19 protein-coding genes are annotated in these 17,335 nt (G+C 45.1%); 12 read left to right on the forward strand and 7 right to left on the reverse strand.

What is annotated here, in order from left to right:
- Nucleotides 1-9: 9 nt before the first annotated feature.
- The 4 genes from HWN40_RS06065 to HWN40_RS06080 all read left to right on the forward strand — a co-directional run bounded on the left by HWN40_RS06065 (nt 10) and on the right by HWN40_RS06080 (nt 4,057).
- Complete coding sequence (locus tag HWN40_RS06065; RefSeq protein ID WP_176964898.1) at nt 10-750, forward strand: SIMPL domain-containing protein; 741 nt, start codon at nt 10-12, stop codon at nt 748-750.
- 192 nt (nt 751-942) lie between these two features.
- Nucleotides 943-2,421, forward strand: a complete 1,479-nt coding sequence (locus HWN40_RS06070) for a hybrid sensor histidine kinase/response regulator (RefSeq protein WP_176964899.1) — start codon at nt 943-945, stop codon at nt 2,419-2,421.
- Nucleotides 2,422-2,548: 127 nt separating this feature from the next.
- Nucleotides 2,549-3,511, forward strand: coding sequence for a methenyltetrahydromethanopterin cyclohydrolase (mch, locus tag HWN40_RS06075; RefSeq protein WP_176964900.1), 963 nt, complete (start codon nt 2,549-2,551; stop codon nt 3,509-3,511).
- A gap of 72 nt (nt 3,512-3,583) precedes the next feature.
- Nucleotides 3,584-4,057, forward strand: a complete 474-nt coding sequence (locus HWN40_RS06080; RefSeq protein ID WP_176964901.1) for a DUF2124 domain-containing protein — start codon at nt 3,584-3,586, stop codon at nt 4,055-4,057.
- A 33-nt stretch (nt 4,058-4,090) separates the two neighbouring features.
- Here the strand turns inward: HWN40_RS06080 and HWN40_RS06085 are convergent, their stop codons facing one another.
- On the reverse strand, nt 4,091-5,113 hold the full coding sequence (locus tag HWN40_RS06085; protein ID WP_176964902.1) for a class I SAM-dependent methyltransferase: 1,023 nt from the start codon (nt 5,111-5,113) through the stop codon (nt 4,091-4,093).
- Between the two features lie 106 nt (nt 5,114-5,219).
- Between HWN40_RS06085 and msvR the strand changes: the two genes are divergently transcribed.
- Nucleotides 5,220-5,954 carry a transcriptional factor MsvR gene (msvR, locus tag HWN40_RS06090; RefSeq protein WP_176964903.1) on the forward strand — a complete coding sequence of 245 codons (735 nt, stop codon included), beginning with the start codon at nt 5,220-5,222 and terminating at the stop codon, nt 5,952-5,954.
- Nucleotide 5,955: 1 nt separating this feature from the next.
- On the opposite strand, the gene HWN40_RS06095 is transcribed toward msvR, so the two are convergent.
- The 6 genes from HWN40_RS06095 to HWN40_RS06120 form a co-directional block, all read right to left on the reverse strand.
- Nucleotides 5,956-6,639: a DUF2110 family protein gene (locus HWN40_RS06095; protein WP_176964904.1), complete on the reverse strand. Its 684-nt coding sequence runs from the start codon at nt 6,637-6,639 to the stop codon at nt 5,956-5,958.
- A 2-nt stretch (nt 6,640-6,641) separates the two neighbouring features.
- Entirely contained in the window at nt 6,642-7,223 is a 582-nt protein-coding gene (locus tag HWN40_RS06100; RefSeq protein ID WP_176964905.1) for a PadR family transcriptional regulator, read from the reverse strand.
- A 112-nt stretch (nt 7,224-7,335) separates the two neighbouring features.
- Nucleotides 7,336-8,499: a tRNA (guanine(10)-N(2))-dimethyltransferase gene (locus HWN40_RS06105; protein WP_176964906.1), complete on the reverse strand. Its 1,164-nt coding sequence runs from the start codon at nt 8,497-8,499 to the stop codon at nt 7,336-7,338.
- Nucleotides 8,500-8,520: 21 nt separating this feature from the next.
- Entirely contained in the window at nt 8,521-9,060 is a 540-nt protein-coding gene (locus HWN40_RS06110) for a cupredoxin domain-containing protein (protein WP_176964907.1), read from the reverse strand.
- A gap of 47 nt (nt 9,061-9,107) precedes the next feature.
- A complete protein-coding gene (locus tag HWN40_RS06115; protein ID WP_176964908.1) occupies nt 9,108-9,761 on the reverse strand; it encodes a metallophosphoesterase family protein in 654 nt (217 codons plus the stop codon).
- Nucleotides 9,762-9,799: 38 nt separating this feature from the next.
- Entirely contained in the window at nt 9,800-10,573 is a 774-nt protein-coding gene (locus HWN40_RS06120) for a TIGR00266 family protein (protein ID WP_176964909.1), read from the reverse strand.
- Nucleotides 10,574-10,758: 185 nt separating this feature from the next.
- On the opposite strand from HWN40_RS06120, the gene HWN40_RS06125 reads away from it, so the two are divergent.
- The 7 genes from HWN40_RS06125 to HWN40_RS13690 all read left to right on the forward strand — a co-directional run bounded on the left by HWN40_RS06125 (nt 10,759) and on the right by HWN40_RS13690 (nt 17,314).
- Nucleotides 10,759-12,249, forward strand: coding sequence for an aminotransferase class I/II-fold pyridoxal phosphate-dependent enzyme (locus HWN40_RS06125; RefSeq protein WP_176964910.1), 1,491 nt, complete (start codon nt 10,759-10,761; stop codon nt 12,247-12,249).
- Between the two features lie 75 nt (nt 12,250-12,324).
- Nucleotides 12,325-13,818 carry a threonine-phosphate decarboxylase CobD gene (cobD, locus tag HWN40_RS06130; RefSeq protein WP_176964911.1) on the forward strand — a complete coding sequence of 498 codons (1,494 nt, stop codon included), beginning with the start codon at nt 12,325-12,327 and terminating at the stop codon, nt 13,816-13,818.
- Nucleotides 13,815-14,810 carry a cobalamin biosynthesis protein gene (locus HWN40_RS06135; protein WP_176964912.1) on the forward strand — a complete coding sequence of 332 codons (996 nt, stop codon included), beginning with the start codon at nt 13,815-13,817 and terminating at the stop codon, nt 14,808-14,810. The genes cobD and HWN40_RS06135 overlap by 4 nt, the downstream gene beginning before the upstream one ends.
- A 34-nt stretch (nt 14,811-14,844) precedes the next feature.
- Nucleotides 14,845-15,459 carry an alpha-ribazole phosphatase CobZ gene (cobZ, locus tag HWN40_RS06140; protein WP_176966310.1) on the forward strand — a complete coding sequence of 205 codons (615 nt, stop codon included), beginning with the start codon at nt 14,845-14,847 and terminating at the stop codon, nt 15,457-15,459.
- A complete protein-coding gene (gene cobS, locus HWN40_RS06145) occupies nt 15,456-16,283 on the forward strand; it encodes an adenosylcobinamide-GDP ribazoletransferase (protein ID WP_176964913.1) in 828 nt (275 codons plus the stop codon). Before cobZ ends, cobS begins: the two co-directional genes overlap by 4 nt.
- Nucleotides 16,271-16,918: an NTP transferase domain-containing protein gene (locus HWN40_RS06150; RefSeq protein ID WP_176964914.1), complete on the forward strand. Its 648-nt coding sequence runs from the start codon at nt 16,271-16,273 to the stop codon at nt 16,916-16,918. The genes cobS and HWN40_RS06150 overlap by 13 nt, the downstream gene beginning before the upstream one ends.
- A 207-nt stretch (nt 16,919-17,125) precedes the next feature.
- Entirely contained in the window at nt 17,126-17,314 is a 189-nt protein-coding gene (locus HWN40_RS13690) for a hypothetical protein (RefSeq protein ID WP_343044099.1), read from the forward strand.
- Nucleotides 17,315-17,335 lie beyond the last annotated feature (21 nt).

Below are 17,335 nucleotides of genomic sequence, written 5' to 3' on the forward strand. Positions count from 1 at the left end.
GGGTTGTAGTTGTCACAAGAAAATTCGAACAATAAACTATACTATCTGGTAATTGCGCTCTCAGTTGCTCTTATATTCATGGCAGCATCGCAGTATGCCAGTTCGCAGGAAGCGATACAGGAAGATATTGAACACACCATTCATACCAGCGGATATGCGGAAAAAAGGGTTGTGCCCGATACTGCAACAATGAACATAGGTGTGGTAGTGCAGGCTGAAACTGCAGATGAAGCATCAAACGACAATGCTGCTATTATGAGTGATGTTATTGCAGAACTCAAGGCCATCGGTCTGGAGGATAATGAGATCCAGACATCTTTCGTGTCTGTGAATCCGGTCTATAATTATGATGGTACACGAAGCATAGAGGGATATTCGGCTTCCAACAGTGTACAGGTAAGAACCACGAACCTCGATAACCTGAGCGAGATTATTGACAGGTCTGCAGATGCGGGAGCAAACAATATAGGAAGTATCTCCTTTTCGGCATCAGATGAGCTGCAAGAGGATTTCAGGGAAGAACTGATCGCATCAGCGGTCGAAGATGCATCTTCAAAAGCCACTATACTTGCCGAAAACCTGAATGTTGAAGTAATTGGTGTACAGTCCTCGTCACTAAATGACAACAACGGACCGATAGTCTATTATGATGCAGCGGAAGTTCCGACCGAGGAAGCAGCATCCACTCCCATTCAGCCGGGTGAGTCAACTGTTTCCATCTCCGTCGAGGTTACATATCTTATTGAATAAAATCAACGATAGATTTTGACTCTGCACAGGCAGGCATGACAGCCGGTTGTTGGTTGTGCATGCTTTCACATTTTCTTCGGATAAAAACAGACTCTTCCTTCTGTAAATTAAAGTCTTTACTGGTCTGAATAAATTCAAGTGCACAAAATACAGGTAGTTTTATATAAAATTGAAATTATACTATAAAATCATATGACGCCTGCGACCAGGAACAAAATACTCGTAGTTGACGATGAGGTATTAAACGTTGAGCTTATGCGCGCGTACCTTAGTAATGAGTATGATGTCATTTCCGCATATAATGGTAAAGATGCGCTGGAAAAGGTGAAGAATGAGAATCCCGATCTGATCCTGCTGGATGTGATGATGCCCGAGATGGACGGTTACGAGGTCTGCCGTGTCATCAGAAACGACTATAAAATGAATTTCATCCCCATTATCATGGTCACTGCACTGACTTCCAAGGATGATCATAATAAGGGTATTGAAGCTGGAGCAGACGATTTTCTGAAAAAACCCGTGGGAAAGTTCGAGCTCGATAAGAAGATATCTTCACTTTTGAGGATCAAGCAGCAGCATGATGATCTGCTCACAGACCGTAACAAGGCCTATGATTATCTGGATTATGTGGGTGTGCTTATAGCTGTCCTTGATAAAAACTACAATCTTATTCATATTAACAAAAAAGGTTCGGATTTTCTTGAATACAGAAAGGACAGGGTGCTCAACACTAACTGGATAAGTTCTTTTGTACCGGAAAATTTCGCTGATCATGTAAGAAAGACTTATGATGAACTCATGAGGGGCATGATCAGGGTTGACGAATATCATGAGTACCCTCTTATCATCGGTAGTGGTGAAGAAAGGTATTTCATGTGGTATGATTCCGTACTCAGGGATGAAGACGGAAATATCACGCACATCCTTATTTCAGGTGAGGATATAACCGAACGGCGGGAAGCTGAGATCAAGCTACAGGACTATGCCAGCCAGCTGGAACGTTCCAATGAGCTCAAGGATCTTTTCACCGATATCATGCGCCATGATCTCCTGAATCCTGCAGGTCTTATCAGGTCGTTCACTGAGATCCTGATAGAGCTTGAGATGGATGAAAGGAAGAAGCATATAATAAACAATATCAACGAGTCAACCACCAAGCTAATTGATCTGATCGAGGGTGCTGCCCAGCTTGCAAAACTGGAATCTATGGAAGAGATCGGATTCGTGAGAGTGAATCTTGCGTCTCTGCTGGAGGAGTCCATTGAGAACTTTGCTCTTGATATAGATCATAAGAGTCTTGAGATGGATACTTCCTTTGCGGAGGAATATCCTGCCATGGCAAATCCTTTGATAGAGCGGGTATTCAGTAACTTGCTTTCAAATGCAGTCAAGTACACTGCTGATGATAGTCAGGTAAGGATATGTATCGATGATACAGGTGACAAGTGGAAGGTCAGTTTCATAGACCAGGGCGATGGCATACCTGACAAGGACAAACTGGCGGTTTTCGAGCGTTTCAAGCGCCTGCACAAGGAAAACATTAGGGGCAGCGGTATTGGTCTTGCCATTGTCAAGAGAATAGTGGATCTGCATAATGAGCAGGTCGGTGTTATCGACAACCCTGATGGTCAGGGGAGTGTTTTCTGGCTCACGCTCAAAAAAGCCCAGTAATCCGGAACCCTGCGGAAGCTATTTTTGCGATATAAGTAAAATATTGCTTACTATCGACTCTATTTTCGAAACTTATATATTCTCCCCTGCCTAATGACACTCGATTAACTGCATAAGAGTGATAAACGTGATAAGTGTCAACGAAAAGGGACTTGCTATTATTGATGAGATGCTCGACTGGGAAGAGGACCTTAAGGTAAAATCCACAGAACTTGAAAATGGTGCAACCATCATTGACTGTGGTGTAAACATGGAAGGTGGCTATGATGCAGGAATGTATCTGTCACGTCTTTGTCTTGCAGACCTTGCAGACCTCAGCTACACCAAGTTCGATCTCGACGGACTTCCTGTTCCTGCAATACAGGTAGCAACAGACCACCCCACAATTGCATGTATGGCATCACAGTATGCCGGATGGAGAATTGCAGTAGGCAAGTACTTCGGAATGGGTTCAGGTCCTGCAAGGGCTCTTGGTCTCAAGCCAAAGGAGCTCTATGAAGAGATAGGTTACAAGGATGATTCCGAGTTCGCTGTACTTATAATGGAATCCAGTGAGCTTCCGAACGAGGAAGTAGTCGAGTACATCGCAAAGCACTGCAGTGTAGACACTGAGAATGTTTACATTGCTGTTGCACCTACAGCTTCCATTGCAGGCAGTGTACAGATCTCCGCCCGTATCGTTGAGACCGGTATCCACAAGCTCGAATCCATCGGCTACGATATCAACACAATCCAGAGTGGTTTCGGAGTTGCACCGATCGCACCTATTGTAGGAGATGACACAAAGTGCATGGGTTCAACCAACGACTGTATCATCTACTGCGGTGAGACCTACTACACCGTTGAGTACGGAGATGCAGACAAGCTTGAAGACTACGTTAAGAAAGCACCATCCACAACCTCAAGGGATTTCGGAAAACCATTCTATACCACATTCAAGGAAGCAGGATTCGACTTCTTCAAGGTGGATGCAGGAATGTTCGCACCCGCAAAGATCACCATCAACGACAGGAAGACCAAGAAGTCATTCACAAGCGGAAGGATCAACCCTGGCATTCTGCTCGAATCCTTTGGTGTCAAGGAAGTCTGATTTTAAAAAAGTATATTCTCAACGTACAACCAATAGGTTGTACTCTTTTTTCTAGTTTTTTTGGGTGGAATAATGAAAACGATTAATACCTCACAAGGCATTGGCGGTCAGCTGACCGAGTTCAGAAAACTTGTCGATAAATCCGGGAAGATAACTTTTGTAGGAACTGCCGGTTTCTGTACTCCCTTTGCAGAGCTGATGGCATTTGTTCTGAGAAAAACCGATAAAAAAATGGCATTCATCCCTGACCTGAAATTCGAGGAAGCAAGATCAATTGTTTCAACATCACATGGAATGCAGGTTGGTGATTCCACTAATCCTCATGCAGATACTGTTGTACTCCTGGGAGGGTTGGCAATGCCAAAAACCGGAATAGAAGCCGAACAGATGAAGGAGATGACAGATCGGATACTTGATGGTTCAGATGAAAAGCTCATAATCGGTGTCTGCTTCCAGTCTGTTTTCCAGAAGATGAACTGGACTGAAACCATCGATTTTGATTACATTATCGATGCTGATCTGACAAATGAGTTGCTGGAAGTTTAATTCTTTGTACAGATCATATTTTTTTATTTTAATCTAATTTATCCACGCATCCACAACAACATGCCAGACCCCAGGCGAATACTTCTTGACCCTGCGACAATCCTTTATCTCAACCCGTCTCCCCTCACTTAAAGCCGCCTCTTTTATACGGGACACCGGCCTGTCAAATACAAGGGATTCAGGTGTTGTCTCATGATAATGCAGCATCCCTCCTTTCTGTTTGATAGCACGAAGGCCGTATTCAAGATAATGGTGTGTTGTGCCCACATAGCCCATGATTACCCTGTCTGCGACATTTTCCGGCGTAAGCTCGGCACAGTCCCCGTTTCTGGCTTCAATAATGTCGTCTGCATGATTCAGTGAAACATTTTCCTTTAGATATGCGAAAGATTCCGGATTCAGTTCAATGGAGATTATCTTACGCGGCTTTGCATGCACTGCGATGGGAATTGAAAAGTATCCTATGCCAGCGAACATATCAACTATCGTTTCGTCGGAACCCACGCTGCTCATAAGCTTTTTCTCGTAAAGGTTTCCCTTTGAGAACATTACCTTCGTGACATCAAGCTTGAACAAACATCCATTTTCTTTATGTACGGTTTCAGTGGACGAGCCTGCAAGTATCTCTCTTTTCGGTTGTCTGAGCTGCCCCTCTATACCGAGGTCTCTTACAACGGTGTTGGATGAAGGATAGAACTCGAGTAACTTCTCAGCGATCAGATGTTTATGATTCTCAATACGGGCATCAATACTGACAACGATGATATCCCCGAGTATCTGCCATCCTGACGGTGCCAGCTTGATATACTCAGGAGGCATCAGTCCGCATAGTGTTTCTTTGAAGGATTTTGTTTTCCTGTAGTATTCGGGGTCTTCCTGCTCGAAGGTTTCTATTCCTCTTACCTGATCTTTCACCGGGATTTCGAGGAAGAGTTGTCCGTTGATCGTCTTTTTCTTTATCTTGCGATCAAGGTCAATCAGGCCGTTTTCCAGAAGATCCTGCCTGAGGTCCTCCGCCGCATCTGCGCGCACACTGACAACTTTTGTCATGCTCATCAATTAGATCCGAATTGTGTTTTTTAAGGTAGGTTTAAATGCTTTTCAAGTATTTATTCGTTAGGCAGCGAACATTTATATACATTGTCTATTAATTAAGTACTGCATGAATAATGGAGACAGTACTGCAATCTTTTCCACAGAAGCGGGTTTCATTGCGTTGAACGGTTCTGTCAAGATACAGATTCTGGAATTTTTGAAAAACGGATCAAAGTCCTTTGATGAAATAGTTAACCACACCGGGAAGGCTAAAGCTACTATCTCTGTTCATCTCAAAGACCTCAGATCCTGCAGCCTGCTGAATGAGCAGGTGGATCCTGATGACAGGCGCAAGAAGATATATTCTCTGAAATGTCACTATGTTGCGTGCTCACAGGAACCAGGGCTCAAACACTATCTTGACATGCTGGATCTAATATCTTCCACCGATTTCCCGAAATTCGGCAGTCTCTTATGCGTTTTCCATGCAGTACAGTACGGTTTTCTCGCCAACGGGATAAACTGCGATCCAATCATGCGCAATATCGGCCGGGACATTGGCAAGAGTTTTGCGCATAATTTAAAATCAACGGAACCTGATGAGCTTTTTGAGGAAATGGAAGAGTTCTGGGAAAAAAATGACATCGGTAAATTTTCTGTTTTGAGTAAAGAACCCCTGAAGCTTGAGGTTCACGATTTCTTTGGATGCAGGTCACTTCCGATCAAAACCAAAGTCCTGTGCACCTTCGTAAAAGGTGTCTTTGAAGGAGTTTTCAGTGACAAGTTCGCAATAGATTGCACCATGGAAAACTTATCTTCCTGCAATCACAACTGCGATCCCTGTATACTTATAATGAAATAGTTCAGGAAGCCTTTATTACTCCCAGCTCTCCACTGACAAAACTTCCGATAGCTGAAACTATGCCCGGTCCCTCTGTATCTTCACGGCAGGTGATGATATGCTCCATGAGACCAAGACGTTCGATCCCGAAGATATCCCTGGCATGGCCTGTTCTTTTTATTGCAGCCTTGAGTTCCGAACGGGTAACGGCATTTGCAATAACATGGTCATAGCCGGATTTCTTCCAGTCCCACAGGGTGTCCACCTGTTTTTTTGTGAATGTTCCAAGAAGTTCGTCAACATTCTCGATCTCGATCTCAACAGGCAGATGACCGATCAGGCCAAAACGTGCTGCTATCTGACGGGTATTGCCTGTTCCTAATACCCCTAGCCTGTTTTCAGGTATGGTTATAAGTTCGCCGATATCAATCACTATGCGATCATCCTCTATCCGGCGTATAAAGCCTTTGCAGACATCTCCTGATTTTACTTCTTTTACAGGTCTGCCATACTTGTCTGCAAGAAAATTTGCTGCGAACTCCTCATCCTCACCGGAGATCTCCAGAGCCAGCCAGCCGTCTTCAGAAACAGAATAAGTGGCTGATGCATCGAGGTCCTTTAGTTCATTATCTATAAGAACCTGTGCCGAATGTATTGCACGTTCCGTATTGCCGTAGATCTTGATAAGTAATTGTAAGCCTATCATGATCAACCGGTTTTGACTTTCTGCTTCATAACACTGTCGAACATATCCTGCATCTCGGACAATTTGTCCAGTGAATCATCGTCTATGTCATCTTCGGACTGTTCGATGGCACTGATGAGAAGCTGGATGTCACGACTGAAAGGCCCTATCTTCCTTTGTACGGAAGCAAAGTCAGAACCGTTGTTCTGCACTTCATTATAGATCGAGCTTATGCTGGTGTACAGCCTTTCTATCCTGTCGTGTATGGTGTCTGAATCAATATCTGCTGACGGATCGTTCTCTGCTTCAGCTTCTTCCAGGCTCTCTGACATCTCGCCTTCGAGTGCAATGATCAGATCCTTTAATGCGTCTACAACTTTGTAGCCATGTTCGGTCAGCTCCACGTATTTTACGCGACCTTCGACTGAGAACTGAACAAGACCATGATCTTCCATTTTTGACAGGATCTTTGTTGTATGGGCAAAAGTCGAATTTATTTCCTTGGTTATAACAGATGCATATGTCTTCTGGAAAGACCATATCGCAAGGAGTGCAAGAACCGGTTTCTCTTGCAAAAAAAGTTGTTCTGCATATTCTTTTGTCATCGTTTTCCCCTTCAATCCTAAAATAGGAAATAATGTAATTAGTTTATAATGATAATTAGATCCTCTATTATATATTAATGTATATATCTATACCTAAAAATAGTATATATGTCTATCGGAGCATGGAAATTATACTTTCAATTTCATCGAGCTCTGCATCGGTCTTAAAAGAAGTACCACTGAAATGTGTCCTTGAAGCAGCAAATCCGCAGCTTCTGAGAGTATCTATGAGCTCATTGATGCCCGATGCGGAAACACCCAGCCTCTTGCACAGAAGATGTTGCTCATAGAAAACAGGTATATCCAGTTCATCCCTGCACAGTTCAATGATCTTCTTTGCCTGTTCTTTTGTTCCTGATTCCGTTTTTTCAAGCTCCTTCAGAATATCACCACAAAAATCCGTCTCATGCAACTTACCAAGCCATAGGGGACCTGCGAGCTGTGTTTCGGATGAGCACCGTGGACATTCACTGGCAATGTGTACAGCAATACCTGCATGAGTTTCCCTGAAGTCACAGGATGGACAATGTGAGATGTATCCCACCTGCTCCAGCATCCTGTCAGCTTTTTTCGCACCGTTGCCGATTTCCAGGTAAGTACGTACGTAATGTCTGGTAGCATGTGAAAGCAGTGGTCTCATGAATCTGTCCCTGGCTGCAAGCTCCCGTGCGATCTTACCAAGCAGTATACGCACTGCCATCTCTGCATGGTATTCGTTATTCAGAGGTACTGCGGAGTACTTGCGAATGCCGGAATTCAGATGGGCACCACAGAGAGGAGCCGTATCCGTTGCTGTCACAGCAAGAAGATGAACTGCAGAGCGTGCAGCAGCTGCCAGGAAAGGAGCAGGTGTTCCAAACGGGTCTATATCCACAATATTGAACCGCTCTTCATGCATCAGAACATTTGCATTCTTACGGCTTGCATTAATCCTGTCATGTAAACCGAGATATTCGATGTTACGCTCAATAAGCTCAAAGGCATCCTCACTCCAGTCATTCAAGGTCGTATGGACTCCCACCTCATTCGCAATCCTCAAACCTCTTATACCGGAAGCTGCAAGTGCATCAAGATACCTGATATTCTCAACAGGAATATTGCGCCTTTCACTAAGTATTTTTGCAAAAACAGAAATTGCAGCCACGGAAATATCACGGTTGAGTTCCATGGCCGGATTATAGAAAACTGGGGCTGCCGAGGGAGGGAATGAGACTCCTTCCTCATGTACCGGGACCAGCACCTCGGTTTTTCCTTCTTTCACAGCCCGTATATTCATGCGGTCTCAGAAGGTGCTTTTTTATTTAACTGTAATGGTCCCCTTCATCCTCTCTTCCCAGCCCAGTATATGGTAATTGTAGGTGCCGGTTTCATTGAATTTGTACGTGAAGCTGCTTCTGTAGGTCAGAGGCTTGTTTTCCCACAGACCTTCTTCACTTACCAGAGTGAAAGTCCGTGTGGGCTGGTTCATATTGATCCAGAAAACACTATCTTCCTGGTTTATGGTCAGATTGCCGGGCTGTGCCAGGAAATTCTTGAGCGTCACAGTATATGTCTTCGGGCCTGTGGATTCGATAACAGTGACTCCGCTGCCTTCCTCGGTTTCTGTGTCTGTTTCATCAACAACCGGCGTTTCATTATCCATGTCGGTTGTCTCATTGTCCATGACATCGGTCTCATCATCCATGTCATTGGTCGCATTATCTTCTCCGTTTGCATCGGTCTGGTTATCGCCTGAGATGTTCTCATCATCAACTCCGCCATTCTCTTCGTCTGTAACACAACCTGCAACGATCAGAGAAGCCAGTAAAAGAAATATAACAAATATCCTGAGATTCATGATATCACCATTTTAAAATAGATTTGTAAAGTTATAACAATTTCCAATCAGACATCAAGAAAACTGACATCGATATTAAGTCCTTCTTCCTGCATCCGTAATTCGACCAGAGCAGCAAAGCCGTTTGCCGCCATTCCGGGGTTCACTACGACGGTTCCGTCGACTGTTTCAGTACCCCTGGCCTCATGTATATGTCCACAGACTATCAGGTCCACTTTGCCCAGGTAGTCTGCAATGGACTTGCATCCCACATGCGCATCCCCAACCATATCCAGTGTTCCGTATGGGGGTGCATGGGTCAGCAGCACGACAGGATTCTCGCCTTTTTGGGCTTTAGCCATTGTTTCTTCCAGTCCCTTCCCGATATCACATTCCTCTATCTCGAACGGAGTGCAGAAAGGTGTCGGGTTGGATCCGCCAATCCCCACAAAAGTTACCCCATCAAATGTCATTGAACGGTTATGCAGGTTGATGGCAGGTGAGTTCTCCAGTACTTCTAGTATCTCCGCAGGATCACAGTTTCCAGGAACTGCCATGACCTCGCTGTCAAAGATGTCGATCAGATCATGTGCCTTTTCAACAGGTCCGAAGTTTGTCAGGTCCCCTGCTATCATCACAGCGTCAACTTTCCCGGCTTTCTCCAGTAGGGTTCTGATCGCTGAATAGTTACCATGTGGGTCTGAAATTGCAAATATTCTCATATGCTAACCTGCATTTTCCGTCAATATGAATTTTGTCCTCAGAAGGAATTATCCCCGCCAAGTAGTGAGCCCAGCGCATTCTCACCTATTCCGGCTGCACCTTTTGATTCACCCCTGTTCTGGAAGTTTGCTGCGGCAACCACCCTGTCTGCAAGGCGTGAGAACGGCAGGCTTTGCAGATAGACGGTTCCGGGTCCCCTCAGGACTGCAAGCACAAGGCCCTCTCCTCCGAACAGCGCATTCTTAAAACCGCCTGTCATCTGTATGTCGTAATCGATACTGTCCGAGAATGCTGCAAGACAGCCGGTATCCACCCTGAGTGTCTCTCCTGCCTGAAGCTCTTTCTCAATGATTGTACCACCGGCATGAACAAATGCCAGTCCGTCACCCGTGAGTCTTTGCAGGATAAAGCCTTCTCCACCGAACAGACCTGCACCTATTTTTCTTGTCAGGGCAACCTCAATCTCTATTCCCTTGGCTGCGCAAAGGAAAGAGTCTTTCTGGCACAGGAAACGTCCGCCATGTTTTGCCAGATCTATCGGGATGACCTTGCCGGGATACGGAGCACTGAAGGCCACGTATCCCTTACCCTGTCCTTCGTGCGTGAAGCTGGTAATAAAGAAACTCTCACCGCTGAAAGCACGTTTCAGACCTTTAAGCAGCCCTCCTCCTGTCGAGGTCTGCATCTTTACTCCGGGTCCCATGTATAACATGGCACCTGCTTCAGCCCTGACAGACTCGCTTGGATCAAGTTCGATCTCCACGATCTGCATATCATTACCTATTATCTCATAGTCAATCTCATCTGCCATTCCTTTTTTCTCCGGATCTGTTTTTAGAACTGAGACTAAAACAATTATTCTGTTGGTCATTCACTGTAATTAATTTATCTGCGATACAAACAATAATTTCGTGCAAAACTCTTTTCTTTTATCAAAGCGCAACTGAACTTGAATAAATTAATATAGGTCCTTTGCATACACAGTTGTTGATTATTGTGTCTGAAGATGATAAAAAGCTTCCAGTTAAACGTTATCTGCTGGATATGTCCACCTGTGAGCACGGAGGGCAGCTTGATAAAGCCTCAGAAGAACTGGATATTGCGGAATCAGATATTCTTGATTTCAGCTCATGCCTCAATCCGATTGGAAACCCTTTCAACTATGAAGGAAGCGGCCTTGATATCGAAAATCTTCGTAATATAGCTGCAGCGAAGCTGGAACAGTACCCTGATAACCGTTATATTGAACTCAGGTCAGCTGCCGCAGCTTTCCTCGGAAAAGGCATAGCTTATGCCAACATAGTTCCGGGTAATGGTACATGCGAACTGCTCCGGCTTATACTTGAGTGTACGCTGGAGGAAGGGGAAAAGGTAATAGTCCCTCTGCCATGCCCGCTTGAATATCATCACTCATGCAGGACATTCGGAACAGTTCCCCAGAAGATGGCACTGGATGAGATGCTACGGATTCCTAAAAGGACGATTGAGAGATCAAAGCTGATCTTCTTCTCGAATCCTAACAATCCTGCCGGGAAGCTTGCATCCCGGGAAGAGATGCGGGAATTTGCCTCAAAATGCGCAGAACATCAGACCCTCCTGATAGTTGACGAATCCTTTATCGAACTCTCGGATCCCGCGCAAAGTGTTGCGGATCTTGCCCTTGATAATGACTATCTGATCGTACTTCGCTCGGTAACGAATGCTTTTTCCATGCCCGGAATCAGGTTCTCCTATGGGATAGCTTCAAAGGCCATGGCTGATAGGCTGAACTCCGCCAGGCTCTCATGGAATATCGGTGCACTGACCGAGTCTGTTGCAACAGGTGTTCTGAGTATGGAGGGCGGCCCTGAAAGCAGCTATCTTCAGAGATCACGGGAATTCATAAGTAAAGAAAGAGAATACATTGCAGGGCGTATTTCTGCCCTTTATGGTTTTAAAGTCCTTGAAAGCAGTGCCAATTATATACTTGTGGACATGGACGGGCATTTCATGGACTCTGAGCGTTTCGTGGATCGCTTTTCAAAGCATGGGGTACTGATACGTGAATGCAGTGATTTCTTTGGAGGAGAAAAGCGCTATTTCCGTCTGTCAGTACGTTCAAGGGAGGATTTTGAAAAACTAATCGGAAACCTTGATGACGTATACGCCGAATCCAGCAGGGAAGCTGCAAGGGAACAGCTTGAGGAAACCATAGAGCATCCTGAAAAAACGGTATCAAGCCGGGGAACATGCAGCTACTATCCATGTCATTTCCAGGGTCAGGACTGCACCTTCTGCTTCTGTCCCTTCTATGCCTGCGAGGACGAGAAAACAGGCGGTTTCTGGATAGACAGCGCCACAGGCGGTAAGGTCTGGAGCTGTGAGAACTGTACTCTCCTGCACCAGCCAAAGACAGCAAAGAAGATACTTGATGTCCTCATGGATGAGGGGGACACCGACGAGAATATCCTGAAGGCCTGGAGAGAAGTGATCAAACCACTCCTCTAGTCGCCAGACTCCCTTTACATATCATTTAATTGATTAAGTTAATATAGGTCCAATAAACTACAGTTTGTGATTATCGTGTCCGAAAATACAGCACCTATCCCGGTAAAAGAATATCTCCTTGCACTTGAGCCAGGCGCTCACGGAGGACTGATCCGAAAAAGCTCCCAGGAATATTGCATTCCTGAGGATGAGATACTTGACGCAAGCGCAAGCCTGAATCCTTTTGGCACGCCTTTCGAATATCCTTATACCGGACTTGATCTTAACCTGTTACTTGACAGGGGACTTGAAAAAATGGAGCAGTACCCTGACAATCGTTATCTTGAGTACAGAAAAGCTGCTGCGGAATTTACTGGTATGGGTGTAGTTCCCGAAAATATCATTCCCGGAAACGGATCCACCGAGATAATCCGGCTTGTTACGGAATGTGTGATCGAGGAAGGGGACTCTGTCCTTATTCCCCAGCCCACCTTCAGTGAGTATGAGGTACAGTGCAGGGTGCTTGGTGCTAATATAAAATATATCCGTCAACAGGATCTTCTTTCTCTTAACGGAGATATCCTTGGGGATGCAAAGATCTTGTTCGTCTGTAATCCCAATAATCCCACAGGGCAGCTTTTTACCAGGGAGCAGATAGCAGATATAGCAGAAAAATGTGCCCGAAATGATACGCTGCTGTTTGTGGACGAGGCTTTCATAGAACTTGCAGACCCGGACCAGAGTGTTGCGGACATGGTCGAAGCCAACAATTATCTTTTCATACAGCGATCCCTTACAAAGGCATTTGCAATTCCAGGTATCAGAATGGGTTTCGGTATAGCTTCCACCTCCTTTGCAAAGGTTTTGAACAACGCAAGACTTTCATGGAATCTTGGCTCAATTGCGGATAATGTTGCAACCGCACTCTTGAAAATGGAAGGTGGTGTTAACAGCAGATATTTAGTTGAGTCAAGGGAACTTATCGAGACAGAAAGGGATTATCTTACTCAGAAGCTTAACCGTCGCGGATTCAAGCCCTTTAAGAGCAGTGTCAATTATATTTTCGTAGATATTTCGGAATTCTCCATGAACTCCACCGAACTGGCACAACGCATGGCATCACATGGAGTGCTTATACGTGACTGCAGTTCCTTCCAGGAGATCGGTGATGATTATATCAGGGTTGCTGTCAGGACACGGGAAGAGAATGATCGTATACTGCAGACTATAAAGCAGGTAATAAGCGAATGGGGAAGGGAACAGGCCGAAGCCATGCTCGATGCCAACCTTGAAAAGGCCGCTGATTGCGGAAGGCTTGGCAGCAATACAGATTGTGATTATTATCCCTGTCACTTTGAGGGTCAGGACTGCACTTTATGTTTCTGTCCTTTCTATCCGTGCGAAGATGAACGTACCGGAGGCCAGTGGATCGAGAGTTCCTCGGGAGGTAAGGTATGGAGCTGCCTCTATTGTGATATAGTACATAAGCCGGAAGTGGTTGATGATGTGCTCTCTGTTCTTGTTAAAGAAGGACGGAATGAAAAGAGCATAAAGAAAGCCTGGAAAAACGCCCTGGAGACCAGGTTATGATCCTGCCAGTGCAGCTTGTACCAGAAGAACTTGCGGTAATCCTTTTTCTTGCCTTTTTCCTGGACCTGGCTCTGAACGAACCACCTTTTGCGGTCCATCCGGTCGTGTGGATGGGAAACCTGATAGGAAAACTAAAAAAGGCTGCACCTTCTGAATACCGGAAAGCCTATGGGGTTTTGATGGCACTGGTAACTATCACCTTTGCCGCAGCCATAGCATATGCAGTCCTGCTGCTGTTCAGCATTGAAGCAATACCCAGGATAATAAGCATCTTTATAGCAGCCTATTTCCTAAAGGCAACTTTTTCTGTAAGATGTCTTTTTGAGGCTGCCCAGGAGATCAGAGGCAAGCTGGAGACTGGTAAAATGGACGAAGCCCGTCAGGGCCTGTCAATGTATGTAAGCCGGAACACCTCAAAACTTGATGAGAACCATATATCCTCTGCAATAATAGAAACCGTCTCCGAGAATTTTGTGGACGGCATCCTTACACCATTATTGTTCTATGCGGTTTTCGGTCCCTATGGACTGATTGCAGCTTATATTTTCAAAGCCACCAGCACGCTTGATTCCATGGTCGGATATAAGGATGAACGCCATCTTCAGATGGGCTGGTTCTCTGCAAGACTGGATGATGTGTTCAACTGGATACCTGCACGTCTTTCCATGTTCTTTATCTTCCTGGGATCTGTTATAGTAGGTTTTTCTTTGAAGTCCTACAAAAGGGTGAATCCCGCAGGTGCAATACAGCTTGCACTGAGTGATGGTCTGAAAACACCTTCCCCGAATTCCGGTTATCCTATGTCTTCGGTTGCAGGGGCATTGAGGATAAGGCTTGAGAAGCCGAACACATACGTGCTTGGAGAGAATTATGTTTATCCCGTATATGAGGATGTAAGGCTTACAGCCTGGATAGTTATGGCATCTTCCTTTGTAGCGGTCGCTGCATCCGCATTGATTATTTATGGTATAGACTTTCTTACATTAGGCTAAGTTATACGAATTATTTGAATCCAGAGTGATGGCAATGAAATTATCGGACATAGAATCTGAAGACCTTAAAAAGGACCAGTCAAAAGAGCTGGAAGGAGAGATCACCCACAGCATCCTTGAAATACTCGAGGACGAAGGCATTACTGTAGACATGCTCATTGATTCGGCGATGGCGTTATATGCACCGCATCCGGGACTTGAGACAAGGGAAATTGCCGAAAAACGCTTTCTTGAAGAACTCGACATCGCCCTTTCCGATCCGAATCTGTGTCTGCTCATCTACGCAGGAGTACTCCTTGAGAGAGAAGGAAAAACCGGTACTCTGCCTGATATAAGTAAGAGTTCCTACGAGAAGGACCTGACCTTCATAATAGCTGACGAAGTACTGGGGATGAGCATTTCGAAGTACATCAGTGGTGATAAGGGGATGTTCGAGTTTGTAAGGTTCGATAAGCAAAAGCCCGGTATCCTGTCAAAGCTCGGTCCGTTCATGGACGATGTAATAGGTGGCCTTATCGGAGGAGTATCTGCCAATATGTATACAAGAGGCATGGCAGAAGCCAGTAATTCCTCCAGAAAAAAGAAGAAGGAGTCTAAAGAGAAAAAGAAGGGATCAGACAGTGATCTGGGCGGTGTGATCGCAGGATGAATAACTTTTTACTGGCAGTACGTTCAAGCTTTGGATTCCTCTCTACAATCCCGGTGGGTATTACCATGGAAGGACTCGATGAGTTCTTCAAAAGAACCTACCTGCATATACTTGTAGGGATCGTGCTTGGCCTGATAATAGGTGCCGTGGCCTTTGTCCTGGAACTGTTCCTTTCAGCACAACTGAGTGCCGTTTTCATTGTTATATTCGTATATTATCTGACAGGACTGAACCATCTTGACGGCATAGCGGATCTTGGTGACGGTATGACAGCCCATGGCTCCCGGGAGAAGAAACTGAAGGCATTAAAGGATATGTCACTGGGTATAGGAGGCGTTGCCTTTACCGTGCTCACATTACTGGCATTCTATGCAGCTCTGGTATCATTACAGGCGGAGGCTGCACTTTCAAGCACTTCTGTAACCAATATGGCTGTTATTATCTTTATATCGATGTTTGTTGCCGAGGTCAGTGCCATGCAGTCAATGCTGACAACTGCCGCATTCGGTAAGTCCATACACGAAGGACTTGGTTCGATCCTTGTGGACAATACAACCATGCTAAAATATCTGCTTGGATTTGTGATGGGAATAATTGCCTGCACGATTGCATTCTGGATTATCGGAATTCCGCTTGCGGGAGTTATAGCCTTCCTTGCAGCCATCCTTGCAACATTTGTTCTGCTCAATATAAGTAATCGGCATTTCGGTGGTGTGAACGGGGATGTCATCGGTTCATCCAACGAGGTCGGCAGGGTCATTGCATTGATAGCTATCTATCTTGTTTTAAAATATGATATCGGAGGAATTGTTTGGACGCTATAATCATGGCAGGGGGGTTTGGAAGCAGGCTTGGCATGGGTGAGAAACCCGTAGTCGAACTTCTTGGTAAACCACTTATCTCATACGTGATCGACGCACTTGAGAACACGGAAAGCATAGGAAAGATATATGTCGCGGTCTCGCCTGCAACACCAACAACCGGCAGTATCGTACAGAACCGCTACGATGGCAGGGTCGAGGTAATTGACACAATGGGAGGCAACTATGTGGCCGATATGGTCTATGCAGTAAAAGCAGCAAAGATAACCGAGCCTGTGATGATACTGATGTCCGATATACCACTGCTGAATCCTGAGCTTATTGAGCAAATAATTGAGGAATATAATAACTGCGGGACACCTGCAATGTCTGTTTTCTCTCCTATATATGTATGTAAAGGACTCGGGATTAGGCCTGATACCGTCTTCAACTGGAAGGGTAAGCTCATTGTCCCTGCGGGCATCAACATACTCGATGGCAAGGATGTAGAGAATGAACAACCGTATGTCAGCCTGATACGGGAAGACCTCGAACTTGCCCTGAACATAAATACCGTAGCAGAACTTCAAAAGTGCAAGGAGATGCTTTCGGAAATCAGCAATGAGTCAACTGCACAAAGTAAAGTGTCCTCAGACTAGTTTCGGTTTAAAGTAAGCGAGGGTGATTGAATAGATCATTATATTACCATAAATAAAAGAAACTACTCGGTTGAGACCCTTAAACTGCTTACCGGCAGGACTATACTTAAAGAGTCTGTTAAAGGTCTGCCGGAGGAGCTACTTCTGTTATGTGAGGTAATCGATAATCCTCATTTGCTGCCATTTTATATTGAAACTTTTTACAGAATGAAAATAACTGATGAGGAGGCATTCCGTTTTTCGCTTATCAGAGTTCAGATCGATTCGGACCTTCGGGTAAATGAGGACATACAGAAGCACCAGCAAAGGAAATATGTTGTCAGGACCATTGAGAAACTTCTTTACTCTGACCTCTTGCTTGAGGACATACATGAACTGATTCTGGAGAGTGAATGAAGACCTTTTGGTTTTGATACG

This window comes from Methanolobus zinderi, assembly GCF_013388255.1.
Lineage (GTDB): Archaea > Halobacteriota > Methanosarcinia > Methanosarcinales > Methanosarcinaceae > Methanolobus > Methanolobus zinderi.

Excerpts from the sequence above, each read along its gene's own strand:
- HWN40_RS06070 (WP_176964899.1), top strand. The coding sequence starts at position 943 with ATGACGCCTGCGACCAGGAACAAAATACTCGTAGTTGACGATGAGGTA.
- HWN40_RS06080 (WP_176964901.1), top strand. The coding sequence starts at position 3,584 with ATGAAAACGATTAATACCTCACAAGGCATTGGCGGTCAGCTGACCGAG.
- HWN40_RS06085 (WP_176964902.1), bottom strand. The coding sequence starts at position 5,113 with ATGAGCATGACAAAAGTTGTCAGTGTGCGCGCAGATGCGGCGGAGGAC.
- msvR (WP_176964903.1), top strand. The coding sequence starts at position 5,220 with ATGAATAATGGAGACAGTACTGCAATCTTTTCCACAGAAGCGGGTTTC.
- HWN40_RS06095 (WP_176964904.1), bottom strand. The coding sequence starts at position 6,639 with ATGATAGGCTTACAATTACTTATCAAGATCTACGGCAATACGGAACGT.
- HWN40_RS06100 (WP_176964905.1), bottom strand. The coding sequence starts at position 7,223 with ATGACAAAAGAATATGCAGAACAACTTTTTTTGCAAGAGAAACCGGTT.
- HWN40_RS06105 (WP_176964906.1), bottom strand. The coding sequence starts at position 8,499 with ATGAATATACGGGCTGTGAAAGAAGGAAAAACCGAGGTGCTGGTCCCG.
- HWN40_RS06110 (WP_176964907.1), bottom strand. The coding sequence starts at position 9,060 with ATGAATCTCAGGATATTTGTTATATTTCTTTTACTGGCTTCTCTGATC.
- HWN40_RS06115 (WP_176964908.1), bottom strand. The coding sequence starts at position 9,761 with ATGAGAATATTTGCAATTTCAGACCCACATGGTAACTATTCAGCGATC.
- HWN40_RS06120 (WP_176964909.1), bottom strand. The coding sequence starts at position 10,573 with ATGGCAGATGAGATTGACTATGAGATAATAGGTAATGATATGCAGATC.
- HWN40_RS06135 (WP_176964912.1), top strand. The coding sequence starts at position 13,815 with ATGATCCTGCCAGTGCAGCTTGTACCAGAAGAACTTGCGGTAATCCTT.
- cobZ (WP_176966310.1), top strand. The coding sequence starts at position 14,845 with ATGAAATTATCGGACATAGAATCTGAAGACCTTAAAAAGGACCAGTCA.
- cobS (WP_176964913.1), top strand. The coding sequence starts at position 15,456 with ATGAATAACTTTTTACTGGCAGTACGTTCAAGCTTTGGATTCCTCTCT.
- HWN40_RS13690 (WP_343044099.1), top strand. The coding sequence starts at position 17,126 with ATGAAAATAACTGATGAGGAGGCATTCCGTTTTTCGCTTATCAGAGTT.